25 protein-coding genes are annotated in these 26,044 nt (G+C 69.0%); 19 read left to right on the forward strand and 6 right to left on the reverse strand.

Annotation, left to right across the window (positions count from 1 at the left end; translation table 11 throughout):
- Both E6C70_RS13885 and E6C70_RS13890 read left to right on the forward strand, forming a co-directional pair.
- Window positions 1-748, forward strand: a 748-nt coding sequence (locus E6C70_RS13885; protein WP_136425155.1) for an aspartate kinase, incomplete at its 5' end; no start/stop codon positions are given.
- Between the two features lie 30 nt (window positions 749-778).
- Window positions 779-1,846, forward strand: coding sequence for an aspartate-semialdehyde dehydrogenase (locus E6C70_RS13890; RefSeq protein WP_136425156.1), 1,068 nt, complete (start codon window positions 779-781; stop codon window positions 1,844-1,846).
- Window positions 1,847-2,017: 171 nt separating this feature from the next.
- Here the strand turns inward: E6C70_RS13890 and phoA are convergent, their stop codons facing one another.
- Window positions 2,018-3,547 (reverse strand): alkaline phosphatase, encoded by a 1,530-nt coding sequence (gene phoA, locus E6C70_RS13895; RefSeq protein ID WP_136425157.1) that lies wholly within the window; start codon window positions 3,545-3,547, stop codon window positions 2,018-2,020.
- Window positions 3,548-3,727: 180 nt separating this feature from the next.
- Here phoA and E6C70_RS13900 point away from each other — a divergent pair, with 180 nt between their 5' ends.
- Window positions 3,728-4,396: an SGNH/GDSL hydrolase family protein gene (locus E6C70_RS13900; protein WP_136425158.1), complete on the forward strand. Its 669-nt coding sequence runs from the start codon at window positions 3,728-3,730 to the stop codon at window positions 4,394-4,396.
- Between the two features lies 1 nt (window position 4,397).
- Here the strand turns inward: E6C70_RS13900 and E6C70_RS13905 are convergent, their stop codons facing one another.
- Window positions 4,398-5,006 carry a MerR family transcriptional regulator gene (locus E6C70_RS13905; protein WP_136425159.1) on the reverse strand — a complete coding sequence of 203 codons (609 nt, stop codon included), beginning with the start codon at window positions 5,004-5,006 and terminating at the stop codon, window positions 4,398-4,400.
- A gap of 94 nt (window positions 5,007-5,100) precedes the next feature.
- Between E6C70_RS13905 and E6C70_RS13910 the strand changes: the two genes are divergently transcribed.
- From E6C70_RS13910 to E6C70_RS13950, 9 genes are all read left to right on the forward strand, one after another.
- Window positions 5,101-5,514, forward strand: a complete 414-nt coding sequence (locus tag E6C70_RS13910) for a hypothetical protein (RefSeq protein ID WP_136425160.1) — start codon at window positions 5,101-5,103, stop codon at window positions 5,512-5,514.
- 70 nt (window positions 5,515-5,584) lie between these two features.
- Window positions 5,585-6,025 (forward strand): VOC family protein, encoded by a 441-nt coding sequence (locus E6C70_RS13915; RefSeq protein WP_136425161.1) that lies wholly within the window; start codon window positions 5,585-5,587, stop codon window positions 6,023-6,025.
- A gap of 74 nt (window positions 6,026-6,099) precedes the next feature.
- A complete protein-coding gene (locus E6C70_RS13920; RefSeq protein ID WP_268895967.1) occupies window positions 6,100-7,626 on the forward strand; it encodes a malate:quinone oxidoreductase in 1,527 nt (508 codons plus the stop codon).
- 311 nt (window positions 7,627-7,937) lie between these two features.
- Window positions 7,938-9,575, forward strand: a complete 1,638-nt coding sequence (locus E6C70_RS13925; protein WP_136425162.1) for an ABC-F family ATP-binding cassette domain-containing protein — start codon at window positions 7,938-7,940, stop codon at window positions 9,573-9,575.
- Window positions 9,576-9,632: 57 nt separating this feature from the next.
- Window positions 9,633-10,643: an Rv2578c family radical SAM protein gene (locus E6C70_RS13930; protein ID WP_136425163.1), complete on the forward strand. Its 1,011-nt coding sequence runs from the start codon at window positions 9,633-9,635 to the stop codon at window positions 10,641-10,643.
- Window positions 10,644-10,765: 122 nt separating this feature from the next.
- Complete coding sequence (locus tag E6C70_RS13935) at window positions 10,766-12,061, forward strand: sensor histidine kinase (protein WP_136425164.1); 1,296 nt, start codon at window positions 10,766-10,768, stop codon at window positions 12,059-12,061.
- The gene (locus E6C70_RS13940) at window positions 12,058-13,242 is read left to right on the forward strand and encodes a hypothetical protein (RefSeq protein WP_136425165.1); all 1,185 of its coding nucleotides are present in this window, start codon (window positions 12,058-12,060) and stop codon (window positions 13,240-13,242) included. Before E6C70_RS13935 ends, E6C70_RS13940 begins: the two co-directional genes overlap by 4 nt.
- On the forward strand, window positions 13,229-13,897 hold the full coding sequence (locus tag E6C70_RS13945) for a response regulator transcription factor (RefSeq protein ID WP_136425166.1): 669 nt from the start codon (window positions 13,229-13,231) through the stop codon (window positions 13,895-13,897). The genes E6C70_RS13940 and E6C70_RS13945 overlap by 14 nt, the downstream gene beginning before the upstream one ends.
- Window positions 13,898-13,944: 47 nt before the next feature.
- Window positions 13,945-14,553, forward strand: a complete 609-nt coding sequence (locus tag E6C70_RS13950; RefSeq protein WP_136425167.1) for a thymidine kinase — start codon at window positions 13,945-13,947, stop codon at window positions 14,551-14,553.
- On the opposite strand, the gene E6C70_RS13955 is transcribed toward E6C70_RS13950, so the two are convergent.
- Complete coding sequence (locus E6C70_RS13955; protein WP_168770967.1) at window positions 14,489-15,007, reverse strand: VanZ family protein; 519 nt, start codon at window positions 15,005-15,007, stop codon at window positions 14,489-14,491. The two genes, E6C70_RS13950 and E6C70_RS13955, sit on opposite strands and share 65 nt — an antisense overlap.
- Window positions 15,008-15,170: 163 nt before the next feature.
- Here E6C70_RS13955 and E6C70_RS13960 point away from each other — a divergent pair, with 163 nt between their 5' ends.
- A complete protein-coding gene (locus E6C70_RS13960) occupies window positions 15,171-16,067 on the forward strand; it encodes a hypothetical protein (RefSeq protein WP_136425169.1) in 897 nt (298 codons plus the stop codon).
- 1 nt (window position 16,068) lies between these two features.
- Here the strand turns inward: E6C70_RS13960 and E6C70_RS13965 are convergent, their stop codons facing one another.
- Genes E6C70_RS13965 through E6C70_RS13975 form a run of 3 tightly spaced genes read right to left on the reverse strand, consistent with a single transcriptional unit; the run spans window position 16,069 to window position 19,220 of the window.
- On the reverse strand, window positions 16,069-16,734 hold the full coding sequence (locus tag E6C70_RS13965; protein ID WP_136425170.1) for a hypothetical protein: 666 nt from the start codon (window positions 16,732-16,734) through the stop codon (window positions 16,069-16,071).
- The gene (locus E6C70_RS13970; protein ID WP_136425171.1) at window positions 16,731-17,879 is read right to left on the reverse strand and encodes an Ig-like domain-containing protein; all 1,149 of its coding nucleotides are present in this window, start codon (window positions 17,877-17,879) and stop codon (window positions 16,731-16,733) included. The genes E6C70_RS13965 and E6C70_RS13970 overlap by 4 nt, the downstream gene beginning before the upstream one ends.
- Before the next feature lie 24 nt (window positions 17,880-17,903).
- Window positions 17,904-19,220, reverse strand: a complete 1,317-nt coding sequence (locus E6C70_RS13975; RefSeq protein ID WP_136425172.1) for a UDP-glucose dehydrogenase family protein — start codon at window positions 19,218-19,220, stop codon at window positions 17,904-17,906.
- Between the two features lie 210 nt (window positions 19,221-19,430).
- Between E6C70_RS13975 and E6C70_RS13980 the strand changes: the two genes are divergently transcribed.
- Genes E6C70_RS13980 through E6C70_RS14005 form a run of 6 tightly spaced genes read left to right on the forward strand, consistent with a single transcriptional unit; the run spans window position 19,431 to window position 25,931 of the window.
- The gene (locus E6C70_RS13980) at window positions 19,431-20,489 is read left to right on the forward strand and encodes a glycosyltransferase (RefSeq protein WP_136425173.1); all 1,059 of its coding nucleotides are present in this window, start codon (window positions 19,431-19,433) and stop codon (window positions 20,487-20,489) included.
- Window positions 20,486-22,021, forward strand: a complete 1,536-nt coding sequence (locus tag E6C70_RS13985) for a lipopolysaccharide biosynthesis protein (protein WP_207670150.1) — start codon at window positions 20,486-20,488, stop codon at window positions 22,019-22,021. The genes E6C70_RS13980 and E6C70_RS13985 overlap by 4 nt, the downstream gene beginning before the upstream one ends.
- The gene (locus E6C70_RS13990; RefSeq protein WP_136425174.1) at window positions 22,018-23,286 is read left to right on the forward strand and encodes a polysaccharide pyruvyl transferase family protein; all 1,269 of its coding nucleotides are present in this window, start codon (window positions 22,018-22,020) and stop codon (window positions 23,284-23,286) included. Before E6C70_RS13985 ends, E6C70_RS13990 begins: the two co-directional genes overlap by 4 nt.
- Window positions 23,286-23,837 (forward strand): acyltransferase, encoded by a 552-nt coding sequence (locus E6C70_RS13995; protein WP_136425175.1) that lies wholly within the window; start codon window positions 23,286-23,288, stop codon window positions 23,835-23,837. Before E6C70_RS13990 ends, E6C70_RS13995 begins: the two co-directional genes overlap by 1 nt.
- Window positions 23,830-24,948 (forward strand): glycosyltransferase, encoded by a 1,119-nt coding sequence (locus E6C70_RS14000; RefSeq protein ID WP_136425176.1) that lies wholly within the window; start codon window positions 23,830-23,832, stop codon window positions 24,946-24,948. The genes E6C70_RS13995 and E6C70_RS14000 overlap by 8 nt, the downstream gene beginning before the upstream one ends.
- A complete protein-coding gene (locus E6C70_RS14005; protein ID WP_136425177.1) occupies window positions 24,945-25,931 on the forward strand; it encodes a glycosyltransferase family 2 protein in 987 nt (328 codons plus the stop codon). Before E6C70_RS14000 ends, E6C70_RS14005 begins: the two co-directional genes overlap by 4 nt.
- Window positions 25,932-26,044 lie beyond the last annotated feature (113 nt).

A 26,044-nucleotide genomic window follows, 5' to 3' on the forward strand; every position in this document is an offset into this window, starting at 1 on the left:
CGGCGTCTTCACGGCCGACCCACGAGTGGTGCCGAAGGCCCGCAAGCTCGACCGCATCACGAGCGAAGAGATGCTCGAGCTCGCGGCATCCGGCGCCAAGGTGCTTCATATCCGCGCGGTGGAATATGCCCGCCGTCACGGCGTCACCCTGCACGTGCGCTCGTCGTTCAGCTACACCGAGGGCACCATCGTCTACGACCCCCAAGCGTCCCCCGAGGGAGAAACGTTCATGGAAGAATCCGTCATCGCCGGCGTCGCCGCCGACCTGAGCGAAGCCAAGATCACCGTCGTCGGCGTGCCCGACATCCCGGGCGCCGCGGCCAAGATCTTCAAGATCGTCGCCAACACCAACGCCAACGTCGACATGATCGTGCAGAACGTCTCTGCGGCGGCGACGGGCCGCACCGACATCTCCTTCACCCTTCCGAAGGCCGACGGCGAGAAGGCCATCACCGCACTGCGCAACGCGCAGGAGGGCGTCGGCTTCGAGAACCTGCAGTACGACGACCAGATCGGCAAGCTCGCGATCGTCGGCAACGCGATGCGCAGCGCATCCGGTATCTCGGCGAAGTTGTTCGAGTCGCTCTACGACGCGGGCATCAACATCGAGATGATCTCGACCAGCGAGATCCGCATCTCGGTCGTCACGCGCGCGGCGAGCATCAACGACGCCGTACGCGCCGTGCACACCGCGTTCGGCCTCGACGGCGAGGGCGACGCCGTCGTGCATGGCGGCACCGGACGCTGAGACACTGGTAGCACGAACGAGAGGCAGCACGTGAGCAACGCAGCAGGACTCAACATCGGCGTCGTCGGCGCGACCGGGCAGGTCGGTGCCGTCGTCCGGCGCCTGCTAGACGAGCGAGACTTCCCGGTCGCCAGCATCCGCTACTTCGCCTCCGCGCGCTCCGCCGGCAGCACCCTGCCGTGGAAGGACGAGCACATCGTCGTGGAGGATGCCTCCACCGCTGACCCCACCGGACTCGACGTGGCGATCTTCTCGGCCGGAGCGACCCTCTCACAGGAGCAGGCGCCCCGCTTCGCGGCAGCGGGCGTGACGGTGATCGACAACTCCAGCGGTTGGCGGATGGACCCCGCGGTTCCCCTCGTCGTGAGCGAGGTCAACCCCGAGGCGATCGACATGGCCCGCAAGGGCATCATCGCCAACCCCAATTGCACGACGATGGCCGCCATGCCGGTGCTCAAGGCGCTGCACGACGAAGCCGGTCTGGAGCGTCTCATCGTCTCGACCTACCAAGCCGTGTCGGGTGCCGGTCTCGTGGGCGGCGACGAGCTCCTCGAGCAGGCGCGCGCAGCCGTCGAGCAGGACACCATCCTGCTCGTCCACGACGGCGGCGCCGTCGAGTTTCCCGCGGCCAAGACCTTCCCGCGCACCATCGCATTCGACGTCATCCCGCTCGCCGGCTCCATCGTCGACGACGGCGACTTCGAGACCGACGAGGAGAAGAAGCTGCGCAACGAGAGCCGCAAGATCCTCGACCTGCCCGGTCTGCTGGTGAGCGGCACCTGCGTTCGCGTGCCCGTCTTCACGGGACACTCGCTGTCGGTCAACGCCGAGTTCGCCAACCCGCTCTCGGTCGAGCGCGCCCAGCAACTGCTCTCCGACGCGCCCGGTGTCGCACTCGTGGACGTGCCAACGCCCCTCCAGGCGGCCGGCACCGACCCGAGCTACGTCGGCCGCATCCGTCAGGATCCGGGCGTGCCGGACGGACGCGGGCTCGCCCTGTTCATCTCGAACGACAACCTGCGCAAGGGCGCCGCGCTGAACGCCGTGCAGATCGCCGAGCTCATCGCGGCCAAGCGACTCGCGGTGCAGCCGGCCTGAGCCTGACCTACCCCTGCCTGGCCGAGCTCAGCCTGACCGCGCCTCTCGCTCGCGGGTCTGTCCGCCGCGCAATTCAGGAGCGGAGGCGAGTCGCGGCCCCGGGAAGGCCCCGGGCATCCGCGACACGCGGCTCCGCTCCTGAATAGTGCGCGCGAGGCGCTCAGTGCCCGCTCAGTGACCGGAGCCCTTCCACCCCTTCTGGTTCCACGGCTTGCCCGATCCGGGGCCGTGGAGCACCGGCCAGCCGACCTTCACGCGCGTGTCGAGCTTGAGCGCGTTGGCGATCGTGAAGAAGGTGTCGGTCTGGTCGGTCAGCCCGAGCACTCCGATCGCACTGGGGCCGTAGGCCGCGATGCGCAGCTGGGTTCCGGTGTGCTGCTGCGAACCGCCGGCGGCCGCCGTGCCGTACGAGATGCGCAGCGGCGTTCCATCAGCCGTCGTCAGCGTGGTGCCGAGGCCGGGAGTGGCGCCATCCACGATCTGGCTGGAGTGGGCGTGGTCGGCCGTGGTGATGACGAGCGTGTTCCGGTCGGCCTTCGCGAACGCCAGCGCGGCCTGGACGGCCTCGTCGAAGTCCTGCGTCTCGCCGATCTGGCCGCAGGCGTCTGCCGCGTGGTCGCGCTTGTCGATGGACGCCCCTTCGATCTGGAGGAAGAAGCCCTTCTTGGCCTTCTTGTCGTTGAGCAGCGAGATGGACTTCGAGGTGAGGTCCTTCAGCGTCGCCCCGGCACCGAGGTAGTCGGGGTTGGGCTGGCAGGTCTCGCCGGTCGGAGCACCCGATCCGCCGATGGATGCCGACGAGGCCGCGAACCGGGTGGGCAGGTTGCCGGAGGCGAGCAGCCCCAGCACCGGCTTGTCCTGGTTGGCGATGGTGACGGATGTCAGGGCGGCCTTGTCGGTGACGACCTGGTAGCCCCGGTCGCCGGCTTGGTCGAGCAGCGTCATCCCGTTCCACTCACCGGCCTTCGCCGTCTGGGCGAACGTGGCCGAGCCGCCGCCGATCGCCAGGTCGGGACGGGTGTCGAGCAGCTGCTCGGTGATCGAACCGGCGCCACCGGCCACGAGCGCGTCAGCGCCGCAGGTCGGGCTGTCGGGACCGTAGCAGCTGCGGGCCGCGACATGGGCGAGCTGCACGGCGGGGGTGGCATCCTGGATCTCCGCCGTCGTCACGTCGCCCGTGCGCAGGCCGCTGGCCTTGGCCAGTTCGAGCAGGTTGCTGTGTGCGGCACCGTGGATGTCGACGCCGATCGCGTTGTCATACGTCTTGGTGCCCGTGGCCCAGGCCGTTCCGGTCGAGGCCGAGTCTGGGTCGTAATCGGGCTTGCCGGCGTTGGGGTCGCCGTCCTTGTAGAGCGAGTACGTCGTGTACTGGCCGGTGATGGGGAGGGCGTCGATGCCGGGCAGCGTTCCGCCCGCGCCGTAGAGGTAGTCGCGGGCGATGGTGATCTCGCTGTCGCCCATGCCGTCGCCGATGAGGAGGATGACGTTGCGGGCGGGGATCGGCAGCAGCGACGAGGCGATCGCCTTGGCGTCCTTGAGGCCGAGGTTGACGTTTCGAGCGGCACCGCCCGGCTGGTCGGGGGTGGGCGCGGATGAGCCGCTGGCCGCGAGGCCGGTTCCGGCGACGAGCGCCACGGCCAGGCCGAGGCCGCCGATGATCGCGCCGCCGCGCGCGAGGCGGCGGGAATTTCCGAGTGACATGTCTTCTCCACTGAGCGAGGTCCGCCATAGGGCGTTGCCGTGAGATCCACAGGCGATCCATAGGTCAGCAGCCGCAAGCCAAATCCCCGTGAACGGATGACCGACGCACGATGAATGCACCCCGAATGGGGGGTGCGGGCGTGGGCCATCCGCCTGCGGAGTCGGGTACGAACAGGAGGTATGCGCATCCTCTCCCTCGTCGTCACCGCCCTCGTCACGGTGGGCCTGCTGGCCGGTTGCGCATCCGTCGACCCGGCTGCGCCGAGCAGCGCAGCGCCCTCGGTCGCGGGCGGTCCCGTCGTCGCGTTCTACGGCGACTCGTACACGCTGGGCACGGGAGCGAGCGATCCGGCGAAGCGCTGGTCGAGCATCATCTGCCGCGAGCGGGGGTGGAACGAGGTCAACCCGAGCACCAACGGACTCGGCTTCGTGAACAATCGGAGCCTGCAGAGCGTCGACGAACTCGATACCGTCATCGCGGCGCATCCGAACATCGTCATCGTGACGATGGGGCTGAACGACAACTTCTCCATGCCCGAGCATGCTGCCGACATCCAGAGCGCCATCCGCGTCGACTTCTCGCGGCTCGCGAAAGAGCTACCGAACGCCCGCATCGTCGTGGTCGAGCCGTTCTGGTACACCGACGAGCGGCCGACGTCTCTCGGCGAGATCATCGGCTGGGTTAAGGCCGGTGCCGCCCGCATCGACGCCGACTACCTATCAGGCGCCTCGCATTGGATCGAGGGGCATCCGGAGTGGATGGCCTCCGACGGACTCCATCCGAACGATGCCGGGTACGCGGCGATGGCCGATAAGATGGACGCGGCCCTGGAGACGATCGCGCTCTGAGTCAGCCCAGCGTGCGGGCCGCGACGTCCTGATGGGCCAGTCGTCTCAGTGCGAGGATGATCGGCTCGTAGAGGGCCGTTCCCAGAACCGCGTACTCGATCGAGGACGATGGCGCGCCCTGCGGCATCCGTGCCACATCGAATTCCGCGATCGCCCGCAGGTGCGTGCCGTAGACGTCGATGCGTTCGTCGTCGATGGCCACGCCGGCCTCCTCGGCCGCGCGAAGGGCGTCCTCCAACTGCGCGACGGCGGCGTATCCGGGGTCGTAGAGCTGGCCCAGCCGCTCGAGCACCGCGCGCGCTCGGGGGTGGTCCGTGTGCAGTTCGGGGTCCGGGTAGGGGGGAAGGGCGGCGACCGCTCGGCCGAGGGTGTCGTAGAGGTCGGGTTGCGGCGAGTCGATGATGGCGAGGATCTCGCGCGTTCGGTGCACGCTGAGCCCCGCGGAGCCGGTGAGGGCGCGGATGACCCGGAGCCGGCGCAGGTGCTCCTCGGTGTACGAGGCTCCCGTCGACGACGTGGCCGCGCCGGGCGCCAGGAGGCCCTCCCTCAGGTAGTACTTGATCGTCGCAACGGCGACGCCCGACTCTGAGGCCAGTTCGGAGACGCGCACAGAACTCCCTTGACGCTGGATAGTGAAGCTATCTAATATCTAGATAGTACAACTATCCAACCCGCCTCGCCGCACAACACGGAAAGGATCGGCCATGTCGTCCTCCAGCGTCACGCTCGCCGGAATCCTGCTGCTCGCGCTCGTCACGGTCGAGTCAGGCGGGTACTTCCTCACCAAGGTCGTCCGCGGCCGCGTTCCCGCCAATGCCCTCCAGACCGGCTTCTTCCGCGCCGGTCATGCCCACGCCGCGGTCCTGCTGGTGCTCGGCCTCGCCATCCTCGGGGTGATCGATCAGACGCACCTCACCGGCTTCTGGATGTGGGTCGGGCGCACGGCCGTGCCGATCGCCGCCATCCTCATGCCCGCCGGCTTCTTCCTCTCGGTCATCGGGCGGGACCCGCAGAAGCCGAGCCGCCTCATCGCCCTGCTCTGGGTGGGCGTCGTCGTCCTCACCGTCGGTCTCGTCACGGCCGGCGTGGGTCTCATCATCGCCGGTGCGAGCTCCTGAGCCGGCCGGACTAGGCAGTACAGGCGATCCCGGCTAGCGTCTGTGCAAGCCGTTCACCTCGAGGAGCCCCATGACCATTCCCCAGCGCTATTCTCTCGTCACACTGGGGGTCGCCGACGTCATCGCGTCGACAGCTTTCTACCGGGCGATCGGCTGGGTGCCGTCGAGCCATTCGGCCGAGGGCGACGTGACCTTCTTCACCACGGCCGGCGGGGTGCTGGGGCTCTGGAAGACCGGAGAACTGGCGGCGGAAGCCGGCGTATCGACGATGCACGCCAGCGCGCCGGCCTTCCGCGCGGTCGCGCTGTCCATCAACCTGGAGTCGCGCTCCGCCGTCGACGACGCCTGCGCGGAGTGGCTCGCGGCCGGGGGAGCGGTCAGCAAGGCGCCGACCGAGACCGAATGGGGCGGGTACAGCGGGTACGTCGCGGACCCCGACGGAAACCTCTGGGAGCTCGCCCACAACCCGTTCTGGCCGCTCGACGAGCGCGGCCTCCCGGTTCTCGGATAGCGCGCGCCGCCATCCGTTCTCAGCGTTCGATGCTCCGGCCGAAGGCTCGACGGTGACGGTTTAGACTGGAGACCGTGACTTCTCCCGCCCCCATCGACGTCGTCCTCATCGGTGGCGGCATCATGAGCGCTACGCTCGCGACCATCATCACGCAGGTGCAGCCCGACTGGACGATCCGCGTCTACGAGCGACTCGGCGACGTCGCCCAGGAGTCCTCGAACCCGTGGAATAACGCCGGCACCGGCCATGCCGCCCTGTGCGAGCTCAACTACATGCCCGAGGGAGCTGACGGGTCGGTCGACCCGGCCAAGGCCATCAGCATCAACGAGCAGTTCCAGACCAGTCGCCAGCTCTGGGCGCACCTCGTCTCGATCGGCGCCCTGCCCGACCCGAAGCGCTTCATCAACACGACGCCGCACATGACGTTCGTGCACGGCTCCAGAGACATCGAGTACCTGGAGCGTCGTTACGAGGCGCTCAAGGACCAGCCACTGTTCGAGGGGATGCAGTTCAGCAGCGACCCCGCGAAGATCGCCGAGTGGACGCCGCTGATCGCGAAGCAGCGCGACTCCCGCCAGCGCATCGCAGCCACCCGCATCGACTCTGGCACGGATGTCGACTTCGGCTCGCTCACGCGCCTGCTGTTCTCGGATGTCGAGCGTCACGGCGGAGAGATCCACTTGAACCACCAGGTCACCGGGTTGAAGCGTCAGAAGGATGGCACCTGGCGCGTGAAGGTGCTGCACACGGTCGGTCGCAACAGCGCGACGGTCAACGCGCGGTTCGTCTTCGTCGGAGCCGGCGGCGGGGCGCTCGCGCTGCTGCAGCAGTCCGGCATCGACGAGATCAAAGGGTTCGGCGGTTTCCCGATCAGCGGGCAGTTCTTCAAGACCTCCAACCCCAAGGTTGTCGCCCAGCACCAGGCCAAGGTCTACGGCAAGGCGGCGGTGGGAGCTCCGCCCATGTCGGTGCCGCACCTCGACACCCGCGTGGTCGACGGCGAGGCGTCCCTGCTGTTCGGCCCGTACGCCGGCTTCACCCCGAAGTTCCTGAAATCCTCGACCTGGTTCGACCTGCCGTTCTCCATCCGCTGGCACAACATCTGGCCGATGCTCGCCGTCGCCGGTCACAACTTCGACCTCATCAAGTACCTCGTCGGCGAGCTCCTCGCCGGTCGTCGCAAGAAGATGGCCGCGCTGCGGGCGTTCATGCCGAGCGCGAAAGATGCCGACTGGGAGCTCATCACGGCCGGCCAGCGCGTGCAGGTCATGAAGAAGGACGCGAAGAAGGGCGGCGTGCTGCAGTTCGGCACCGAGGTCATCACCGGAGCGGATGGCACCATCGCCGGGCTCCTCGGCGCGTCCCCGGGAGCCTCGACGGCCGCGCCGATCATGCTCGACGTGCTCCAGCGGTGCTTCCCCGCCGAGTTCCCCGGCTGGGAGCCGAAGCTGCGCGAGATGGTCCCGCACTTCGGCGTGACGCTCAACGACAAGCCGGAGCTGGCCGCTGAATCGCTCGCGCATACCGCATCCGTCCTCGGCCTGCCAGCCCCCGCAGCGGCGATCGGCGCGAACGAGCGGCGCGAGGCCGTCACCGCCTGACGTCTGCCGCTGCTGGACGGCCGGCGACCGGGCGTGCTAGCGTCGGCGTCGCCATGAAGTAGAACCGCCGATCCGTCCCGCGCCCGAGGCGCCGTAGACGTTCGGCCTCCCCCCGGCGGATGCATCGGTCGCCCGCGCATATGCGTATTCAGCGACAATGATCATCCGCGCCGCGTCCCGATCTCGACGCGGCCGTGGGGTGGTGACGAACGATCGCGGCGAGTGCCCGGCGGGATTCACCACCCGCTGTAGCCGAGTTCGCGCGCATCCGCGTCGTCGATCGGCTCGCGGCGGGCCGAAAAGGCGGTCTCATGCGACCCATCCATTCCGATCACCTCCGCGTCGACGGACTCTCGCACTCCTACGGCGACCGCCGCGTGCTCTCCGATGTGGGTCTCGCCGTCGGCGCCACCGAGCGCATCGGGCTCATCGGCGAGAACGGCGCGGGCAAGTCCACCCTCCTGCGCGTGCTGGCGGGCACCGAGACACCGGATCGCGGCATCATCACGCGGCCCCTGCGCACCGGGATGCTCTGGCAGGAGCTCCTCTTCGACCCCGGTGAGACCGTCGGCGCCGTCTTCGAGGACGCGCTCGCCGACATCCGTTCCATCGAGCGCGAGCTCGAGTCGGCGGCATCGGCAATGCACGCCGACGATACGACAGCAGCCGAGCGGTATTCCGCCGCGCTCGAGGCCGCTGAGCGCGCTGATGTCTGGGGGGCGGATGCGCGCCGAGACGCCCTCCGAGATGGTCTCGGGGTGTCGGCGATCGGTCTGCGGCGACGGCTCGGGGAGATCTCGGGCGGGCAGCGCAGCCGGGTGGCGCTCGCCGCGTTGCTGCTGCAGCGACCGGATGCCCTGCTGCTCGACGAGCCGACCAATCACCTGGACGACCAGGCTGCGGCTTTCCTCGAGGTGCAGTTGCGCGCGTGGGTCGGGCCGGTCCTCATCGCGAGTCACGATCGAAGCTTCCTCGATTCGGTTGCGACCGGGCTCGTCGATCTTGATGCCGCACGATCGCTCCACGACGGACGCGGCGCATCCGTCACGGTCTTCGGCGGCGGCTTCAGCGACTACCGTTCGCACAAGGCCGAGGAGCGCGAGCGCTGGCAACGGCAGTACGACGATGAGCAAGAGAGACTGGGCGTGCTGCGGCGGACGGTGGCTGTGACCGCTCGCACGGTGGCGCACGGCCGAGGTCCTCGCGACAACGACAAGTTCATCCAGGGATTCAAGGGAGCCCGCAACGATCAGGCCATCGCGCGGCGGGTGCACAACGCGGAGCAGCGCCTGGCGAGCCTGGAGCGTGACCAGGTCCGCAAGCCGCCCGCCGTGCTGCGCTTCGCCGGCATTCCCACCGGATCCCAGGTGCTCGCCGACGGGGTGCTGCTCCAGCTCGCCGGCGTCGCCGTCGCCGGGCGGCTCGCCGCCGTCTCGCTGCGGGTCGAACCACGCTCCCGGATGCTCGTCACGGGCGCCAACGGGGCCGGAAAGTCGACACTGCTCGGCGTTCTGGCCGCGCGCCTCGAGACGGATGCCGGCACCGTGCATCGACGCAGAGGGTTGCGGGTCGGACTGCTCGAACAGGACGTGCGGTTCCCCGACCCGACCCGCTCAGCGCGGGAGCTGTATGCGACGACGCTCGGTGAGCGGAGGGTCGAGCAGGTCCCGCTGTCGAGTCTGGGGCTTTTGCCGCCTCGGGATGAGAACCGCCCGGTGGGCGCCCTCTCCGTCGGTCAGCAGCGTCGTCTCGCCCTGGCTCTCGTCATCGCCCGGCCCCCGCATGTATTCCTGCTCGACGAGCCGACGAATCATCTCTCGCTCGGACTGGCGACCGAGCTGGAGGAGGCGCTCGAGAGCTATCCCGGTGCGGTCGTCATCGCCAGTCACGATCGGTGGCTGCGGAGGCGCTGGTCAGGGGAGGAGCTCGAGCTGATCGGCTCGTCGTGAAGGCGGACCTGTGGATCGGAATGGCGCAGACATTCGAAACTATGTTCTAATGGAGATATGCGATGGAGTGGTCAGGAACTCGGAGTCGAGAACGACGCGGCACTGCCGGGACTCGTCAAGCTGAACAATCTGGTGCGTTCGGTGCAGACCCCCGAATTCGCCGGCATCACCTTCCACGAGGTGCTCGCGAAGTCAGCCCTCAACAAGGTCCCCGGTCAGATGCGAATTCCGCTGGAGTGGACGGTGAATCCGTATCGAGGATGTTCCCATGCTTGCGCCTATTGCTTCGCGAGGCCGACGCACACCTACCTCGACCTGGACGGGGGCGACGACTTCGATCGGCAGATCATCGTCAAAGTCAATGTCGCCGAGGTGCTGCGCAAGGAGCTCGGGCGTCCGAGTTGGCAGCGGCATCCGGTGGCTCTCGGCACCAATACCGATCCGTACCAGCGTGCGGAGGGTCGCTACTCCCTCATGCCCGGCATCATCGGCGCCCTCGCCGAGAGCGGAACGCCGCTGAGCATCCTCACGAAGGGCACGCTCCTGCGTCGCGATCTGGGCCTACTGGCGGATGCCGCGACTCGGGTTCCCGTCGACATCGCCATGTCGATCGCGGTGTACGACGACGAGCTCCAGCAGTCGGTGGAGCCGGGGACGCCCTCGACGACCGCGCGGCTGGCGACGGTCACGGCCGTGCGCAACGCGGGTCTCGACTGCACGGTGTTCATGATGCCGATCCTGCCGTTCCTCACCGACACGAAAGCGCACCTCGACGAGGCCATGGGCCGGGCGAAGGCGGCGGGCGCCACCGGGGTCGCGCACTCCGCGCTGCACCTCAAGCCGGGGGTGAAGGAGTGGTTCATGCTGTGGCTGGAGCGCGAGCATCCCGAACTGGTGCCGCGTTATCGCGCCATGTACAGAACGACATACGGGCCGAAGGAGTACCGGGAATGGCTGGCCGAACGCGTGCGTCCCATCCAGCGCGCCCACGGACTCGACCGCATCCGCACCTCGCCGGCTACGGGCGGTGTGCTGTCGCAAGCGGATCCCGAACCCACCCTGTTCTGAACCAGCCCCTCTGTGCTCTCGCGACCGACGCGCCCGAAACGTCCCCAATCGGGGTACATTTCGGCGCAGCCGGGGGGCAATCGGGCTCGTCCGGAGTGGAATAGCCGGGGGAGGGGCGAAATATGGCGCTCGGTCTACCGGATCATCTGGCTGACGACACCCTCAATCGCGCCCTGGCCAGGGCGGCTCACCTGTTCGGATCGGTGTGTCTCATCGGGGCTCTCGTAGCAGCCATAGCGCTGAGTGCCGCGCGCCCGACCGAGGCGCTCTGGCCCACGGTCATCGCGCTGGTGCCGATGGGACTCCTGCTGGCGACCCTCGCCACCAATCGCACATCGCTCGCGGCGACCGGCTACCTCGTGATCGGCGGATTGTCTAGCTTCGTCTACACCGTGACGATCTTCGGCGACCGGACGGCCTTCCCCTCCAGCAGCATGTTGATCGTCGCCCTTCCGGCGATGGCGCTCGTGATGGTCGGAGCAACAGGAGTCGGCTCGGCCCGAGGCGTTCTGTGGGCCACCGGCGGACTGCTGGTGGGCGAAGGGGCCATCATCGCAGCGTGCCTCGTGACGGGGCAGACGTATCGCCTCGACTGGTTCGTTCCGCTCACCTACCTCTTCCTCGTGAGCGTGCTGTTCCTCGAGGCGGTCAACCGACGCGTGAATCGTGCGGCGCAACCGTCCATCCTGCGCGCCGCCCGGGACAACAACGCGTTCGCCCTCCGCCGCGATCTCGAGGCCCGCGCCACCTCGCTCATGCATGACACCGTCCTCAGCCACCTCATCAGCATCGCCGCGGCGGAGCCGGGACCGCTCGACCCACGGATGCGCTCGCTCGTCTCACGCGACCTCGACGGGCTGGTCGGCGGAGACTGGCTGGTCAGCCAGGAGGCCGCGTATGCGGCGTCCGCGCAGGAATGGGCCGCGACGCCGTTGGCCGACTCCATCGATGCGGCTCGGCTGGGCGGCCTCCGGGTCGACGTCGCCGGCGACCGGCAGGTCGTCGCCATTCTGCCGTCGGACACCGCCGCCGCGCTCGGGCTGGCCGTGCGCCAGTGTCTCGCCAACGTCGAACGGCATGCCGGCGTCGATCGGGTCGAGATCGCCATCATGGCGACGGATGGCGAGGTCTCCGTCATGGTCGCCGATGCCGGCGCCGGTTTCACGCCCACCGAGCAGACCTCGCACATCGGCCTGCGTCACTCCATCCGCCAGCGCATCGTCGACGTGGGCGGCGAGGTCCAGGTGTGGTCGAGCCCCGGCGAGGGAACCTCGGTCATGCTGACCGTTCCCCGCACCACCGTTCTGCGCACCGGGACCGCATCCGTCGCCGCGATCACCGGCGTCCACCCGGGCGGTGCCGGCTCGATCACCGGCCCGCTCGATGCCGGGGATGCACGACAAGACGTCGGCCTGTGAACCCGTTCACGCGTGTCTCCTACTCCCGTCCGTCCGGGTCGTCCTGGTTGGTCAGCCCGCAACGCCTCGATCCGCTCGGCACGCTCGCGGCGTGGCCGTTCACGGCAGCGGCGAGCGTCGTCGCCGTCGGGTACGCGGTGGTGGCGACCGTCGTGCAGTGGAACCAGGTGGTGGACCCGGCTGCGGCGATCGGCGCGGTGGTGGTCGTCGCCATCACATGGGCGCTCGTGATCGCCGGCGCTCGCCCGGCTGGCGCGCCGATGCTGGCCGGAACCGGCATCGCCGCCGTCATCCTGGCCTTCTGCGCGGCCATCCTCGAGACCGCCAGCCGGTTGGGGCGCAACGAACTGCTGCAGGACGACTTCGGGCCCCTTCTGCTCGGACTCCTGCTCGTCACGCTGTCGCCCTACCGCCCGGCGGCGAGCATCGTGGTCGCCGCCGCGGCGTCGGCCGTGGGACTGAGCCTGCTCGTGTGGCCTCAGGCCGCTTCGCTGGCGGTGCAGGTGCCGTTCGCCGAGTACGTCGTCGTGGTGACGGTGCCGGTGCTCGCCCTCGGCCTGGCCGGGGCGGCGTTCGGCGAGCAGTTCGCCCGCAGCGTGCAGTTGTGGCAGCGAACGGCCACCCGAGCGGTGCTGGCCGCCGACCTGGATGAACGGCGTGGCGTCGCGCGATCCGTCCAGCAGGAGCAGGTGACCCTGCTCTCTCGCGACGCACTGCCGTTCCTGCTGCGGGTCGTCGCTGCGGATGAGGTGAGTACGGCCGACGTCGATCGGGCGCGTGAGCTCTCCCGCGCCCTGCGTGGAACCCTCGTCGAGGAGCTCGATCGCAGTTGGCTCGATGACCTCGTCGAACGCCAACGCTCCCGGCGCTCGCAGGTGCCGCTCGTGACCGATCCTGCCGGTCGCGCGTCGACGATGGGCGCGGAGCAGCGGGCGGCGTTCACCGCGCTCGTGCTCGGCCTGTGCGATCACCCTGATGTCGACGCGGTGTCCGTGTCCATCGATACGACGACGGATGACCGCAGCCGGGTGCGGGTGAACGCGTCCACGGCCCTGCGCGGGCGCGGCATCAATCGCCTGGTGAAGCAGTACGTCAGCGTCATCCGCGTTCTCTTTCTGGGGGTGCGCTGCAACTGGGCCGAAACAGACCTGACGGTACAATTCGACTATGTCGGGTCGTGAGGCGGTCTGGGGAACTCACCCCGTGCGCGTCGGCCTGCTCGACGACCACGAACTGCTGCTCGACTCGATGTCGAGCTGGATCCGTGAGAACGCGCCCGACTTCCGTCTGTCGCTGACCGCCCCGCGATGGGTCGACTTCGTGCGCAGCGAGGCCTTCCCGGTCGACCTCGTCATCATGGATTTCCAGCTCGTCGAGCCGGTCTCGATCGAAGCGCGCATCCGCACCTGTCGTGCGGCCGGCTGCAAGGTGGTGGTCATCAGCGCCCTCGACACCGATGATGCCCGCGAGCGCGCCACCGTTGCGGGAGCGATCGCCTTCGTGGGCAAGAGCGTGCCGATGAAGTCGATGATCGGCACCGTGCGGGCGGCCTTGCGGATGCCGGAGCCGAACGGCGACTCCGTTCAACTCGCTCCCGGTAGTGGACGGGTGAGCCCGGTGAACGGTCCTCACCTGAGTCTCGGCGAGACGCAAGCCCTGCGGCTCTACGTGAGCGGGCTCTCCACGGCGGAGGTGGCCGCGCGGATGCACGTCAAGTACGAGACGGCCAAGACCTACCTCCGCCGGGTGCGGGAGAAGTACCAGAAGGCCGGGAGGCCGGCCAGCCGCAAGGTCGACCTCATCCGACGTGCGGCCGAGGACGGGCACCTGGAGTAGCGTGTTCCGAGCCGCATCCGGCACGGAACCAGGAGAGATCACGCCCCATGGCCAAGCTGTACTTCCGCTACGGGGCGATGAACTCCGGCAAGAGCACCGCCTTGCTGCAGGCGGCGTTCAACTACGAGGAGCGCGGGCACCGGGTGCTTCTGGCCAAGCCCGCCGTCGACACCAGGGGTGACCTCGACATCCTCTCCCGGCTCGGCGTCACGCGCGCCGTCGACTTCGTGCTGGCGCCGCAGACGGATGCCTACGCCGCCTTCCAGCAGCACCGCTCGGCCGTGCTCACCGAATCGGCCCGCGACGTGAGCTGCCTGCTGGTCGACGAGGCGCAGTTCCTCACGTCAGATCAGGTCGACGACCTGCTGCGCATCGCCATCCTCGAGGACGTGCCGGTACTGGCGTACGGCATCCGCACCGACTTCCTCACCGTCGCCTTCCCCGGCAGCCGCCGCCTGCTCGAGATCGCCCACAGCCTCGAGGAGTTGAAGACCATCTGCCGGTGCGGGCGCAAGGCCATCTTCAACGCTCGCAAGGTGGACGGGCGCTTCGTCTTCGATGGAGCCCAAGTGGCCATCGACGGCGTCGACGTCACCTACGAGTCGCTGTGCGCCGCGTGCTACCTCCAGGAGTCGGCTGGCCGGCTCGGGCGCTGAGGTCGCCTGATCGGTTTCTGGACCTGCTCCGGGTCTCGATGATGGTCGCTGTGGTGGCGACGGTCAGCAGCGCACCGATCAGGGTTCCCGTGGAATTGGCCAGGACATCCCATCCACTCGCCGTCCGATCCGCCAGGAAGATCCCTTGGCCGAGTTCGATCAGCGACGAGACGAGGATGCCGATGACGACCGACATCCACCACCGCCGCGAGCCGAGGAGAACCGTGAGGAACACGCCGAGCGGCAGGAAGAGCACGACGTTGGCTGTCCACTCGATGCGGGCGTAGGTGATCGCATCCATGCCGATGGAGTGCGCCCAGGCGATGAACTCCGAGATCCGTCCGTCGACGGGGCGGTCGACAGGGATCGGCCAGAAGGCGATGAACGCGAGGGCGATGAGGTAGACCGCGAATCCGGCGCTTGCCAGGACGACTCGCGGTGTGGTCTGCCTCATCCCCCGAGGATAACCGCGCGCAGGCGGGCGAGAGCGGTGTGACGGTTGTGTAAACACTTGGTCGCATCCCTTCGCGCCCGTTGCGCCGCTTTGTAGAGTCGAGCTGCCGTGGGCCGAGGGCGCCCCATGTCGATCCGCTTCCCCCACCGAGTGGAGTGACACGATGACCGCGACAGAAGACCCGACAACCCCGCTGGTGCGACGCCGCACCATCATCATCGGAGCGGCGGCCGGACTCGTGACCGGCGCGTTGTCGACGACGGTCGCCTTCGCCGCTCCCGTTTACTCTCCCGTTCCCAAACTCCCCTACGAGATCAGCCGCGCGGACACCCGAACAACCCGGCGCGGCAAGCTTTCCTACGAGGCCGTCGACGTGTTGATCGCGGGCGACCGCACCCGTATCTTCGTTCCCCACGCGACTCCTCCCGGCCAGAAGACCGCGGCCGGCGTGCTGTGGCTGTACCACGCCAACGGCAGCGACTACACCTCCATCGACGGCGCCTACAAGTACGGGGCGGAGCTCGCGGTGGATCGCGGGGCGGTCGTCGTCTGCCCGAACTACGGGGGCAGCCTGTGGACCAGCCAGCCGTCGCTGACCGCGCAGGTCAACGCGTCGAAGTACATGTCCGCAGTGTGGAAGATCGGCGTCAGTTTCCTGCGGGCGAACTCGGGCGGCGGCTCGCTGATGACCTACGCCTACGGCCGAAGGATGGTTCCGGCCTTGCGCGGAATGTACCTGGCCAACGCCACCTACGACATGGAGGACCTGTACGACCGCGATCCGCGTGTGCCACCGGTGTACGGGAACAGCCGCAGCGCGATGCTGGCCACGAACCCGGCCGCCCTGCCGCAGTCATCGTGGAGCGGAGCGCGCATGAAGGTGGTGGCCTCGCAGCTGGACGTGCTGGTTCCGCCCGACCGGCACGGCGTCGCGCTCGCCAACAGAGCGCGGCCGGTCGCGAGCGACGTGATCGTCCAGTATCACAACGAGGGTCACACCGTCCCGGGTTGGACCCAGGAGGACATGATCACGACGTTCGCCGGCTGGCTCGACGTCTGAGTCAGGACGCCGCGCGATACGCCGGATAGGCGTAGACGACGTCGCCGTCCCACGGCTGGCCGTACAGCCGCACGAAGGTGCGATCCGGGGGCAGATCACCGGGCACGTCGCCCTCGACGGTGTGGGTGCCCCCCGCTCCGACCGCGTCCACGAATCCCACGTGGTAGACGCTGTCCGGCGTTCCCGCCGTGTAGAAGATGAGGGCGCCCTCGCGCGCCTCGCCCCCCGTCATGCCCGCTGCGGCGAAGCGGTCGTGCAGGGCCTGAGGAGCGAGAGCCGTCGCATCGACGTTGCCGCGGAGCAGCCAGAGCGCGAATGCGGACGCCCAGGCGCCGACGTCACCGACCGGCGACGCCTGCCACGGACTCCCGGCGAACTGCCTGCCGGCGCTGGCCGCGGCATCCGCGCGCACCTCCGCCATCGTGCGGGTCGGTCCGGATGCGGGCGTGGGCGTCGCGGAGGGTGTAACGGCGGCATCCACGGCGACCGGGCGATCGCCGGCGCCGATCGCCAGCGCGCCCGCAACCCCCGCACCGACGATGCCGACGCCCGAGACGATCAGTGCCCGCCGCGAGAGGCCGGAGCGCGCACGCGGCAGGCCGGGGGATGTCGTCCGCGTGACATCCCGGATCTCGCCGTCGCCCGTGCTCTCGCTCCTCCGCGTCATGGTCGCGCCCCGCTCCGATACGAGCCGGGATCCGCTTCTTGGACCGTCTTGGCGATCTTGTGCCCGGTCTGCCACATCGTCACCACGGGAATGCGGCCCGCCACGCGGTAGATCTGCATGTCGGTGCGGAACGCTTCGGAGTCGGCGCGGAAGAGCACCCTCGGCAGCCGCATCGAGCCGTTCACGAACGGCACTTGGCGCACCGCCGTGCCGGTGCCCTGATTGACGTAGGTCTCGATCCAGCCGCGGTCCAGCGATTGGGACACGTGGATGCGGAGCACGACATCCGTCCAGCGTCCCCGTCGATACGGGAGCGAGAGATAGGGGTAGGGATCTCCCGCGTTCAACTCGTTGCCACGGATGACGAACTCGTCCAACGGATCGCTCGGCCCCCAGCGGTTGGCATGGAGGAGGAGAGGCGACCCCTGGTCGTACGGCGGCCCGTAGAACTGGAAGATGGCGATGTAGCCGGTGGCGTCGTGTCCGTTCGGATTGGCCGGATCGTCCTTGGGATAGACGGTGGGGAAGTCGTCCGATGGCATGTAGGCGAACCCGACGCAGAACTCGTCGCCCTCGACGATGTTGCGCCGGCTCGAGGACTGGAACCGCACCGTCGTGCTGGTCGGCTGTTCTTTGTCGTAGCGTGCGCTGTCGGGCACCGAGACCTTGAGCACGCGGCGGGCCTTTCCGAGGACCGGGTCATCGACCAACTGGGCGTACGCCGCGCCCACGACGGCGCCGTGTCCGCTCCTCCATTGGTCGATCGTTCCGCTGTAGTCGGCCGCCCAGCCGAGTTCGCTCCTCCAACCGCCGACGGGCAGCCCCGATCCTGAGCGACGGTTCGCCGTGCCGACGCCGATGTAACCCGACTTGATCACCACGCTGTCCACGACCGCCCTCGCGCGGATCCAGAACACGCTGTCCGAGGGCGTCTGCGACCCGTCAAGGAACTTCTTGCGCGTGTCCCACGTGACGGAGTACACGCCCGGCGATGTCGCGGTGGCCTCGAGGGTGCCGTATTCCGGCACGCCGATGATGATGACGACCTTGCCGATCGACGAGTACCCCGTGATGCGCGCCGACACCGTGACCACGCCGGACACGCGGGCACCGGTGACCGGTGAGATGATCTCGATCTTCGCCATCACGCCCCCCGTTCGGCCACCGAGTCAGGGACGGCCGAGTCCGTGATACTCCCAGCCATCGGCGCGCCAGCCGACGGCGTCGAGGCAGTTTCTCCCGTCGATCACGACCTTACGCTTCACCCGTGCGCCCGCGAAGGCCGGATCCATGTGCCGGTACTCGTTCCACTCCGTCACGAGCACGACGAGGTCGGCCCCCTCCAGCGCGTCGGATACGTCCTCGACGTAGTCCAATTGCGGATGGATGCGCCGGGAGTTGGCGATGGCCTCCGGGTCGGTGGCGACCACCTCGGCGCCGAGTCCCTTGAGGCGCACGGCGACATCGAGGGCCGGAGAATCGCGGATGTCGTCGGAGAACGGTTTGAAGGCGAGGCCGAGCACCGCGACGCGCTTGCCGTACGGCTGGCCGTCGAGAGCCTCGACGGCCAGGTCGACGACACGCTGCCGCCGACGCAGGTTGATCGCGTCGACCTCCTTGAGGAAGGCGACGGATTCCCCGCGCCCGAGCTCCTCCGCGCGCGCCGTGAACGCCCGGATGTCCTTCGGGAGACAGCCGCCGCCGAATCCGGCGCCCGCGCCGAGGAAGCGGCGGCCGATGCGCGCATCGAAGCCGATCGCATCGGCCAGCTGCGTGACGTCCGCGCCGGTCACCTCGGCGATTTCGGCCATCGCGTTGATGAACGAGATCTTCGTGGCGAGGAAGGCGTTGGCCGACACCTTGACGAGCTCGGCCGTCGCGTAGTCCGTGGTCACGAGCGGCGTGCCGGCGGCGAGAGCGGTCGCGTACACCTCGTCGAGCAGCTCGCGGGCGCGCTCGGCCGCTTCGCTCTCGGGTGGGAGGCCGTAGACCAGCCGGTCGGGGGTGATGGTGTCCTTGACCGCGAAGCCCTCGCGCAGGAACTCGGGATTCCAGGCGAGCATCGCGCCCGTGCCACTGCCCGCGATCCGCTCGGCGATTCTCGCCGCGGTGCCGACGGGAACGGTCGACTTGCCGGCCACGAGATCGCCGTCGGCGAGGTGGGGGAGGAGCCCGTCTATGGCAGCGTCGACGAAGCGGAGATCGGCCGCGTACGAGCCGGCGCGCTGCGGGGTGCCGACGGCGACGAAGTGCACGGCCGCACCCGCGGCATCCGCGATGTCGGTGCTGAACCGCAGCCGACCGGATTGGACGCCCGCAACGAGGATCTCCGGCAGGCCCGGCTCGAAGAAGGGAGCGCGCCCCTCCGACAGCGCCCCGACCTTGGCCGGGTCGACGTCGATGCCGATCACCTCATGGCCCAGTTCGGCCATGCTCGCGGCGTGCACGGCGCCGAGGTACCCGCATCCGATGACGGAGATTTTCACAGTAGCCCTTTCGTCGTTCCCAGCTGGCGGTGCGGCTCTGCACGATGCTCCTGTTCAAGTTCTACCAAAGCGCATGATCGCTGTGTTACCCGCCAGTTACGAGTGGGAGTCCATCTGTGAACGTTACCGATTCCCGGCCGCCGAGCCGGATACTCTCGCTTCAGGCTCAGCGTCGTTCCCGCCCAGGACACCTCCCGAGAGGAATGACGCATGGCCCGCACCTCATCCGCCGCCTCCCTGCCACTGCAGCCCGCCGACGCGATCGCACCCGATCGGATCGCGGTGCAGCTCACCCTCAGGCCGCCGGATGGGCGCACCAAGTACGTCGATCAGCTCGTCGACGGCGCGGCGGATGGCGTCGAGTTGCGGTACTTCTCGTGGCGCAGCGCGCTGTCCGGGTCCTACGACGTGTTCCACGCCCACTGGCCGGAGTTGATGATCCGCGGTTCGAGTGCGGCCAAGCGCTTCGCCCAGCGGCGGGCCATGCAAGTGCTGAGACTGAGGCTGCGTCTGCTCCGCGTTCCCATCGTCCGCACCGTGCACAACCTCGCGCCGCACGAGGTCGGCTCGGCTCCCGAGCGGAGGGCCTTGGCCGCCTTCGATCGCTCGACCACGCTGTTCATCGCGCTCAACCCGACGACGAAGGCTCCGACATCCGCTCCGCTCGTCCGCATCCCGCACGGGCACTACCTCCACCGCTTCAGCGACTTTCCGCACGCCGAACCGGTCAGCGGTCGCATCCTGTACTTCGGGATCATCCGCGAGTACAAGGGCGTCGACCGCCTGCTCGACGTGTTCCGCGACGTGTCCGACGACCGGCTCACGCTGCGGGTGGTGGGCAGCCCCAGCCGCGGGCAGGCCGAGATGGTCGCCGATCGCCTCGCGCTCGATCCACGCGCTTCAGCCCGCCTGGCCTATGTCGACGATGAGGAGCTGGTCGACGAGGTGACCCGCGCGGAGCTGGTCGTGCTGCCCTACCGCGAGATGCACAACTCGGGGTCGGTGCTCGTCGCGCTCTCGCTCGGGCGGCCGTCGTTGGTGCCCCGATCACCCACGAACACCGCGCTGAGCGAGGAGGTGGGCGCCGGCTGGATCATCCAGTACGACGGGGAGCTCGAGGCCCGACACATCGTCGATGCCATCGATCAGGTGCGCGCGCTGCCGATCGAGAGCCGTCCCGACCTCGGCGGCCGCGATTGGAGCGTCATCGGCGAGCAGCATCGGGCCGCCTACCGACGAGCGATCCAGATGGTGAGGGGGCGATCGTGACCAAGGTCGCGGACGAGACCCCCAGCGTCGGACTGGCCAGGTCGGCATCCCGCGGAGCGGTCGTCATGATGGGCGGCCAGGGGGCGCGCATCGTCGTCCAGCTCGGCGGCGTCGTGGTGCTCGCGCGGCTCCTCGGCCCGAGCGAGTTCGGTCTCGTGGCCATGGTGACGGCGATCATCGGCGTGGGGGAGGTGTTCCGGGACTTCGGCCTGTCCTCGGCGGCCGTGCAGGCCAAGAACCTCAGCCCGTACCAGAAGGACAACCTGTTCTGGATCAATGCCGGCATCGGCCTCGCGCTCTCGATCGCCACGTTCCTGTTGTCCGGTCCCATCGCCGCCCTGTACGGGGACGACCGTCTCCGGACGCTCACGATGGTGCTCTCGGTCACCTTCCTGATGAACGGGCTGTCGACCCAGTTCCGCGCCGACCTGGGTCGTCATCTCGCGTTCGGCAGGCTCGTCATCGCGGATGCCGTCGGCCAGGTGGTGGGGCTGACGGGCGCCATCACGGTGGCGGTGCTCGGAGGCGGGTACTGGGCGCTCGCCGTGCAGCAGGTGGGGCAGTCGCTCATCACCCTCGTCGTCCTCGTCATCGTGGCTGACTGGTTTCCGGGGCTCATCCACCGGCGCGCGGGGATGGGTCCGCTCATCACCTACGGCTCGACGGTGTTCGCCGCGCAGATCCTCAACTACGTCAGCCGCAACGTCGATTCGGTCATCATCGGCGCCCGGTTCGGCGCGGTCCCCCTCGGTCTCTACAACCGCGCATTCCAGCTCGTGATGCTCCCGCTCCTGCAGCTGCAGGCGCCGGCCACCCGCGTCGCCCTGCCGATCCTGTCCCGCCTGCAGGACACCCGTATACGGTTCAACGCCTTCATCAGCTTCGGCCAGACCGCCCTGCTCACCCTCGTCGGGCTCATGTTCGGCATCCTCGGTGCGCAGGCGTCCGCCGTCGTGCAGGTCATGCTCGGAGACAAGTGGCTGGCCGCCGTCCCGACCTTCCAGATCCTCCTCGTCGCCGGCTACTTCCAGGCCGCCGCCTACGTGACCTACTGGGTGTTCCTCGCCAAGGGGCTCACCCGGGCGAACCTGCTCTCCGCGCTCGTGACCCGCCCCATCACGATCGGTCTCATCGCGCTCGGGTCGCAGTGGGGCGTGCCGGGCGTCGCCGCGGGCTTCGCGCTCGGGCTCGGCATCACCTGGCCGATCTCCCTCCTCTGGATCCGCCGCGTGTCCGACGTCGATAGCCGTGAACTGTTCTTCAACGGGCTGAGGATGATCGTCGTGTTCGGCGTCGCGACGCTGGCGAGCTACGCATCCACGATGGCCATGCCCGCGGATCAGCCGGTGCTGAGACTCGTCGTTGGAACTCTGGCTCTCGCTCTGTCCCTCGTGATCGAGGCGGCTCTCTGGCCGCGATTCCGACGCGATGCCCTGGCGGTCATCGGCGCCCGCAAATACCTCGCCCGGGAGCGCAAGCCCTCGGCCCCCGCCCCCGCCGCTGCACCCGACACCACCGTGGAGGACCGATGATCACCGCGATCCGATCAGAGCTGCGCCGGAGGTGGACGAACCTGCGGTACAACAGCGGGGCCCCCGCTGCAAAGGACAGGCGAGCCGCCCGCGCGACGTCGCCGGCGTCGCTCGCACGGGAGCGCGACGTCCACCTGCTGGTGGCGCCGCCCGGCCAGGGCAACATCGGCGACCAGGCCCTGTTCGAGGCCTTCATCGAGAACGCGCCGGGAAACGTGCTCGCCATCGTCCGCCGAACCGCTGACTTCGACGTTCCCGAGGTACTGAAGCAACGCGTCACCCTGCTGGCCATGCCGGCCCTGATCTACGGCGAGGGGAATGACCACGCGCGCGCGATCGCCGAGCTCTCGTCCCTGCTGCATCGAGCACTGAGCCTGTCGATCATCGGGGCTGACATCATGGACGGCCGGTACAGCCTGCGCGGCTCGGTGCGCCGCTCCGTCATCGCCGAGCTGGGCGCGTTGGCCGGCCTCGACACCCGCATCGTCGGGTTCAGCTGGGCCTCCAACCCCCGGAGCGGCGCAAAGCGGGCTCTCGTCAAGGCCAGCCGCGCCGGCGCCGTGCCGATGCTCCGCGACCCCTTCTCCGCGCAGCGGGCGACGGATGACGGCGTCGAGGGCGCCAGACTGGTCTCCGATCTCGTCTTCGCCGCGACCCTGACGGCGGAGTCTCCGATCACGCCGCCGCGGCCGTACGCCGTCGTCAACGCGAGCGGCCTCATCGGCCGCAGCCTCGACCAGGTGACCGCGTACCGGCGGATCATCGCCCATCTCAGGTCCCGGGGCCTCCACGTCGTGCTCGTTCCGCACGTCATCAAGCCGCTCAGCGACGACCTCCGCGCATCCCTCCGCATCGCCGATGCCGTCGGCGAGAGCGGCGTGACACTCGTCACCCACCTGCTCACACCCGGCCAGATCCGCTCCCTGACGGCGGATGCGCGCATCACGGTCACGGGGCGAATGCACCTCGCGATCATGTCGTTCCTCGGCGGCACCCCGGCCGTGACGATGGCCACGCAGGGCAAGGTCGAGGGTCTCATGGACCTGTTCGGCATCCGTCAGCTGTGCGTGCGACCTGGCCCGTGGATGGCCTCCGGCGTGATCGCCGCGATCGACGACGCCCTGCCGGATCGGTCCGCACCGCGTCGAGCGATCGCGGGCGCCCTGCCCGGCGTGACGCTCATGGCCTTGGAGAACGTCGCCGGCCTCGGTGACGCGCCCCGCCGCGTCGACGTCGTCGATGCCCACGCTGGCGGCCTCCGCTGATGGGCAGACTTCGCGAGATCCTGGCCAACTCGGTCGCTTCGAGCGCGGTCTGGAGTCCCCACGCTCGCGTTCGACTGCTGCGGCTCGCAGGCGCCCGCATCGGAGAGGGGACGCGGGTGCGCGCGGGCATCCACTTCATCGGGCGCGTCGACCTCATCACCATCGGTCGCTCGTGCTTCATCAACGCCGGCGCGATGATCGGCTCCAACGCGCCCATCTCGATCGGCGACCACGTGTCCATCGGCCCGCGCGTGCAGCTGCTCCCGACCACGCACGAGATCGGACCGAGCTCGGCGCGCGCCGGAACGTCCCGCAGCGCGCCGATCACCATCGGCGATGGCAGTTGGCTCGGCGCCGGCGTGATCGTCCTGGGCGGCGTCGAGATCGGCCCAGGCTGTGTGATCGCCGCCGGTGCCGTGGTGACGGCGTCGTGCGAGCCCGACACGGTCTACGCCGGCGTTCCGGCGCGCGCCGTTCGCACCCTCGATCCATCGACTCCCGCACGGCCGAATGTGCCGACGCCCGACGCGAGGATGAGTGCCGATGCCTGAGCCGGCGACCAACCCGCTACGGGTGATGTTCGTCGTGCCCTCCCTCCACGGGGGCGGCGCCGAGTTCGTGGCGCGCACCTGGATGGGGTGGCTGGTCAGTCGCGGCCACACCGTCACCGTCGTCACGACGTCCGCGAAGGCGACGGATGACCACCTCCCCGACGGGGTCGTCCGCATCAGCGTCGCGAGCGCCAGCGGTCAGCTCGGCAAGGCACGCGCGGTTCGTGCCGCGTTCGAGCGTTTCCGTCCCGACATCGCCGTGAGCCTCCAGGCGCACGCCAACCTCATCCTGCTGACGGCTAAGGCGATCACGCCTCGGTCGAGACGGCCCGCGATCGTGATCAGCGAGCGCAACCTCGTTTCGCTCGGACTTCCGACGGCGGATCGTGCACACCGATTCAAGATGGCCATCGCCCGGAGGATGTACCGGACGGCCGATCACGTGATCGCCATCTCCCACCCGGTGGCCGGTGAGCTGGTCAGCGCGTTCGGCGTGCCGGGCGACCGCTGCACGGTGGTGCCCAACCCTGCCACGGCGAAGGTCGTCGACGGTCCGCAGGTCGGGCGGGAGCCCGGAACGGTGAACGGCCTGCAGATCGTGCTCGCCTGCCGACTGGTGGGACAGAAGCGACCGGCGCTGGCCATCCGCACGGCCGCGGAACTCAACCGGCGCGGGATCTCGACGACCGTCATCTCCTTCGGCGGAGGACCGCTCCTCGGTGCCGTGACGGCGGAGGCCGAGCGCCTCGGCGTCCCGTTCGAGGACAAGGGCTGGGTCGAGGACTGGTTCGCTCACTTCCAGCCGAACTCCGTGGTGCTGCTGCCGTCCGACCGGGAGGGATTCGGCAACGTGCTCGTCGAGGCGGCCGCTGCCGGAGTCCCGTCCGTCGCTGTGTCGGGTGCCCTCGGCGTGGCGGACGCCATCGTGCCGGGCATCACGGGAGAGCTCGCCCTCGGTCCGAGCCCTGAGCAGCTCGCGGACGCCGTGACGCGGGCCAGCGCCATCGAGATCGTCGGAGTGGATGCCTGGCTCGACCGGTTCTCGGTCTCGGCGAGCGGTCGCGATCTTGAGAGCGTGCTGCAGTCCGTGACGGACGGGGTGGCCGCGTGAGAGGCGGCCCGGTCGCCGTCAGCGTGGTCGTCCCGGCATTCAACGCGGAGTCCTTCCTCGCGGATGCCGTGACGCGGCTCCTCGCGCAGACCGAGCCGGTCGAGATCGTCCTCGTCGACGACGGCTCGATCGATGGGACGCCCTCGATCGCCCGTGCGCTGGCCGAGGGGCACGAGTCGGTCACCTTCATCGGGCTGGGCACGAACGGCGGGGTGGCGGCAGCGCGCCGTGCCGGCGTCGCCGCGGCATCAGGGAGGTACATCTGGTTCGTCGACGCCGACGACGACTGGTCGACGTCCGCCGTCGAGGTGATGCTCGCGGCGGCAGAGGCAGCGGATGCCGACGTGGTCTGCGCCGGTGCCGAGTACCGGGGAGCCGACGGATCGACTCGGCCGGTGCCGCATCCTGCTGCCGGCACGACGCTCGGCGGCGAAGGCGCATTCCGAGCCCTCCTGATGGGGCGCATCACCGGACACCTCTGGAACAAGCTGTTCTCCGCGCGCCTGTTCCCGTCGATCGACTTCACCGCTGCGCGGGTGCACTCGGACCAGGCGATGGTGGCGCAGCTGCTGGCGACTGCCGCATCCGTCGTCTCGATCGACGACGTGGTCTACAGCTACCGGCTGCGCTCCGGCTCGATCATCCGCTCGGGAACCCGGCGTGCCGAGTCGCTCGAGACGGTCGCCGCCGTCGTGCGCGCGAGCGCCGAGAAGCTGGGTCCGCAAGTTGTGGAGAGCGAGGAGTTCGCCTACTACACGGCCCGCTTCTCGCTTCTCTCGCGGGTGAAGGACGCCACCTCCGGCGCCTACACGACGGCGGAGAGTCGGCAGCTGGTGCGTCGGGCCCGCAGCGAGATGAGCCCGGCGGTGGTCCTGTCCCTGGCCCGGGCGCGGGACGCCCGGCGATTCGTGCTGTTGTGCGCGGCACGGACGAGCACGCCGGTGTACCAGCTCATCATGCGCACGCGCGGTGCGCGCGAGTGAGGACCCGCATCCGCCGCGTCACGTGAACGTAACGCAGCGGGCGTCAGAGTTAACCTCCTCGACGCCTTCTGCTGACCCTTCCTCATTACCGTGAGAAGTGCGAGGTCGCGTCG

The sequence above is a fragment of the Orlajensenia flava genome, assembly GCF_004801905.1.
Classification (GTDB): domain Bacteria; phylum Actinomycetota; class Actinomycetes; order Actinomycetales; family Microbacteriaceae; genus Orlajensenia; species Orlajensenia flava.

Bases quoted from the DNA above. Each gene is read 5' to 3' on its own strand.
- E6C70_RS13960 (WP_136425169.1), top strand. From the start codon at position 15,171: ATGACCGCGACAGAAGACCCGACAACCCCGCTGGTGCGACGCCGCACC.
- E6C70_RS13995 (WP_136425175.1), top strand. From the start codon at position 23,286: ATGGGCAGACTTCGCGAGATCCTGGCCAACTCGGTCGCTTCGAGCGCG.
- E6C70_RS13935 (WP_136425164.1), top strand. From the start codon at position 10,766: ATGGCGCTCGGTCTACCGGATCATCTGGCTGACGACACCCTCAATCGC.
- E6C70_RS13970 (WP_136425171.1), bottom strand. From the start codon at position 17,879: ATGGCGAAGATCGAGATCATCTCACCGGTCACCGGTGCCCGCGTGTCC.
- E6C70_RS13965 (WP_136425170.1), bottom strand. From the start codon at position 16,734: ATGACGCGGAGGAGCGAGAGCACGGGCGACGGCGAGATCCGGGATGTC.
- E6C70_RS13955 (WP_168770967.1), bottom strand. From the start codon at position 15,007: ATGAGGCAGACCACACCGCGAGTCGTCCTGGCAAGCGCCGGATTCGCG.
- E6C70_RS13910 (WP_136425160.1), top strand. From the start codon at position 5,101: ATGTCGTCCTCCAGCGTCACGCTCGCCGGAATCCTGCTGCTCGCGCTC.
- E6C70_RS13930 (WP_136425163.1), top strand. From the start codon at position 9,633: ATGCGATGGAGTGGTCAGGAACTCGGAGTCGAGAACGACGCGGCACTG.
- phoA (WP_136425157.1), bottom strand. From the start codon at position 3,547: ATGTCACTCGGAAATTCCCGCCGCCTCGCGCGCGGCGGCGCGATCATC.
- E6C70_RS13950 (WP_136425167.1), top strand. From the start codon at position 13,945: ATGGCCAAGCTGTACTTCCGCTACGGGGCGATGAACTCCGGCAAGAGC.
- E6C70_RS14000 (WP_136425176.1), top strand. From the start codon at position 23,830: ATGCCTGAGCCGGCGACCAACCCGCTACGGGTGATGTTCGTCGTGCCC.
- E6C70_RS13925 (WP_136425162.1), top strand. From the start codon at position 7,938: ATGCGACCCATCCATTCCGATCACCTCCGCGTCGACGGACTCTCGCAC.
- E6C70_RS13915 (WP_136425161.1), top strand. From the start codon at position 5,585: ATGACCATTCCCCAGCGCTATTCTCTCGTCACACTGGGGGTCGCCGAC.
- E6C70_RS13980 (WP_136425173.1), top strand. From the start codon at position 19,431: ATGGCCCGCACCTCATCCGCCGCCTCCCTGCCACTGCAGCCCGCCGAC.
- E6C70_RS13945 (WP_136425166.1), top strand. From the start codon at position 13,229: ATGTCGGGTCGTGAGGCGGTCTGGGGAACTCACCCCGTGCGCGTCGGC.
- E6C70_RS13900 (WP_136425158.1), top strand. From the start codon at position 3,728: ATGCGCATCCTCTCCCTCGTCGTCACCGCCCTCGTCACGGTGGGCCTG.
- E6C70_RS13990 (WP_136425174.1), top strand. From the start codon at position 22,018: ATGATCACCGCGATCCGATCAGAGCTGCGCCGGAGGTGGACGAACCTG.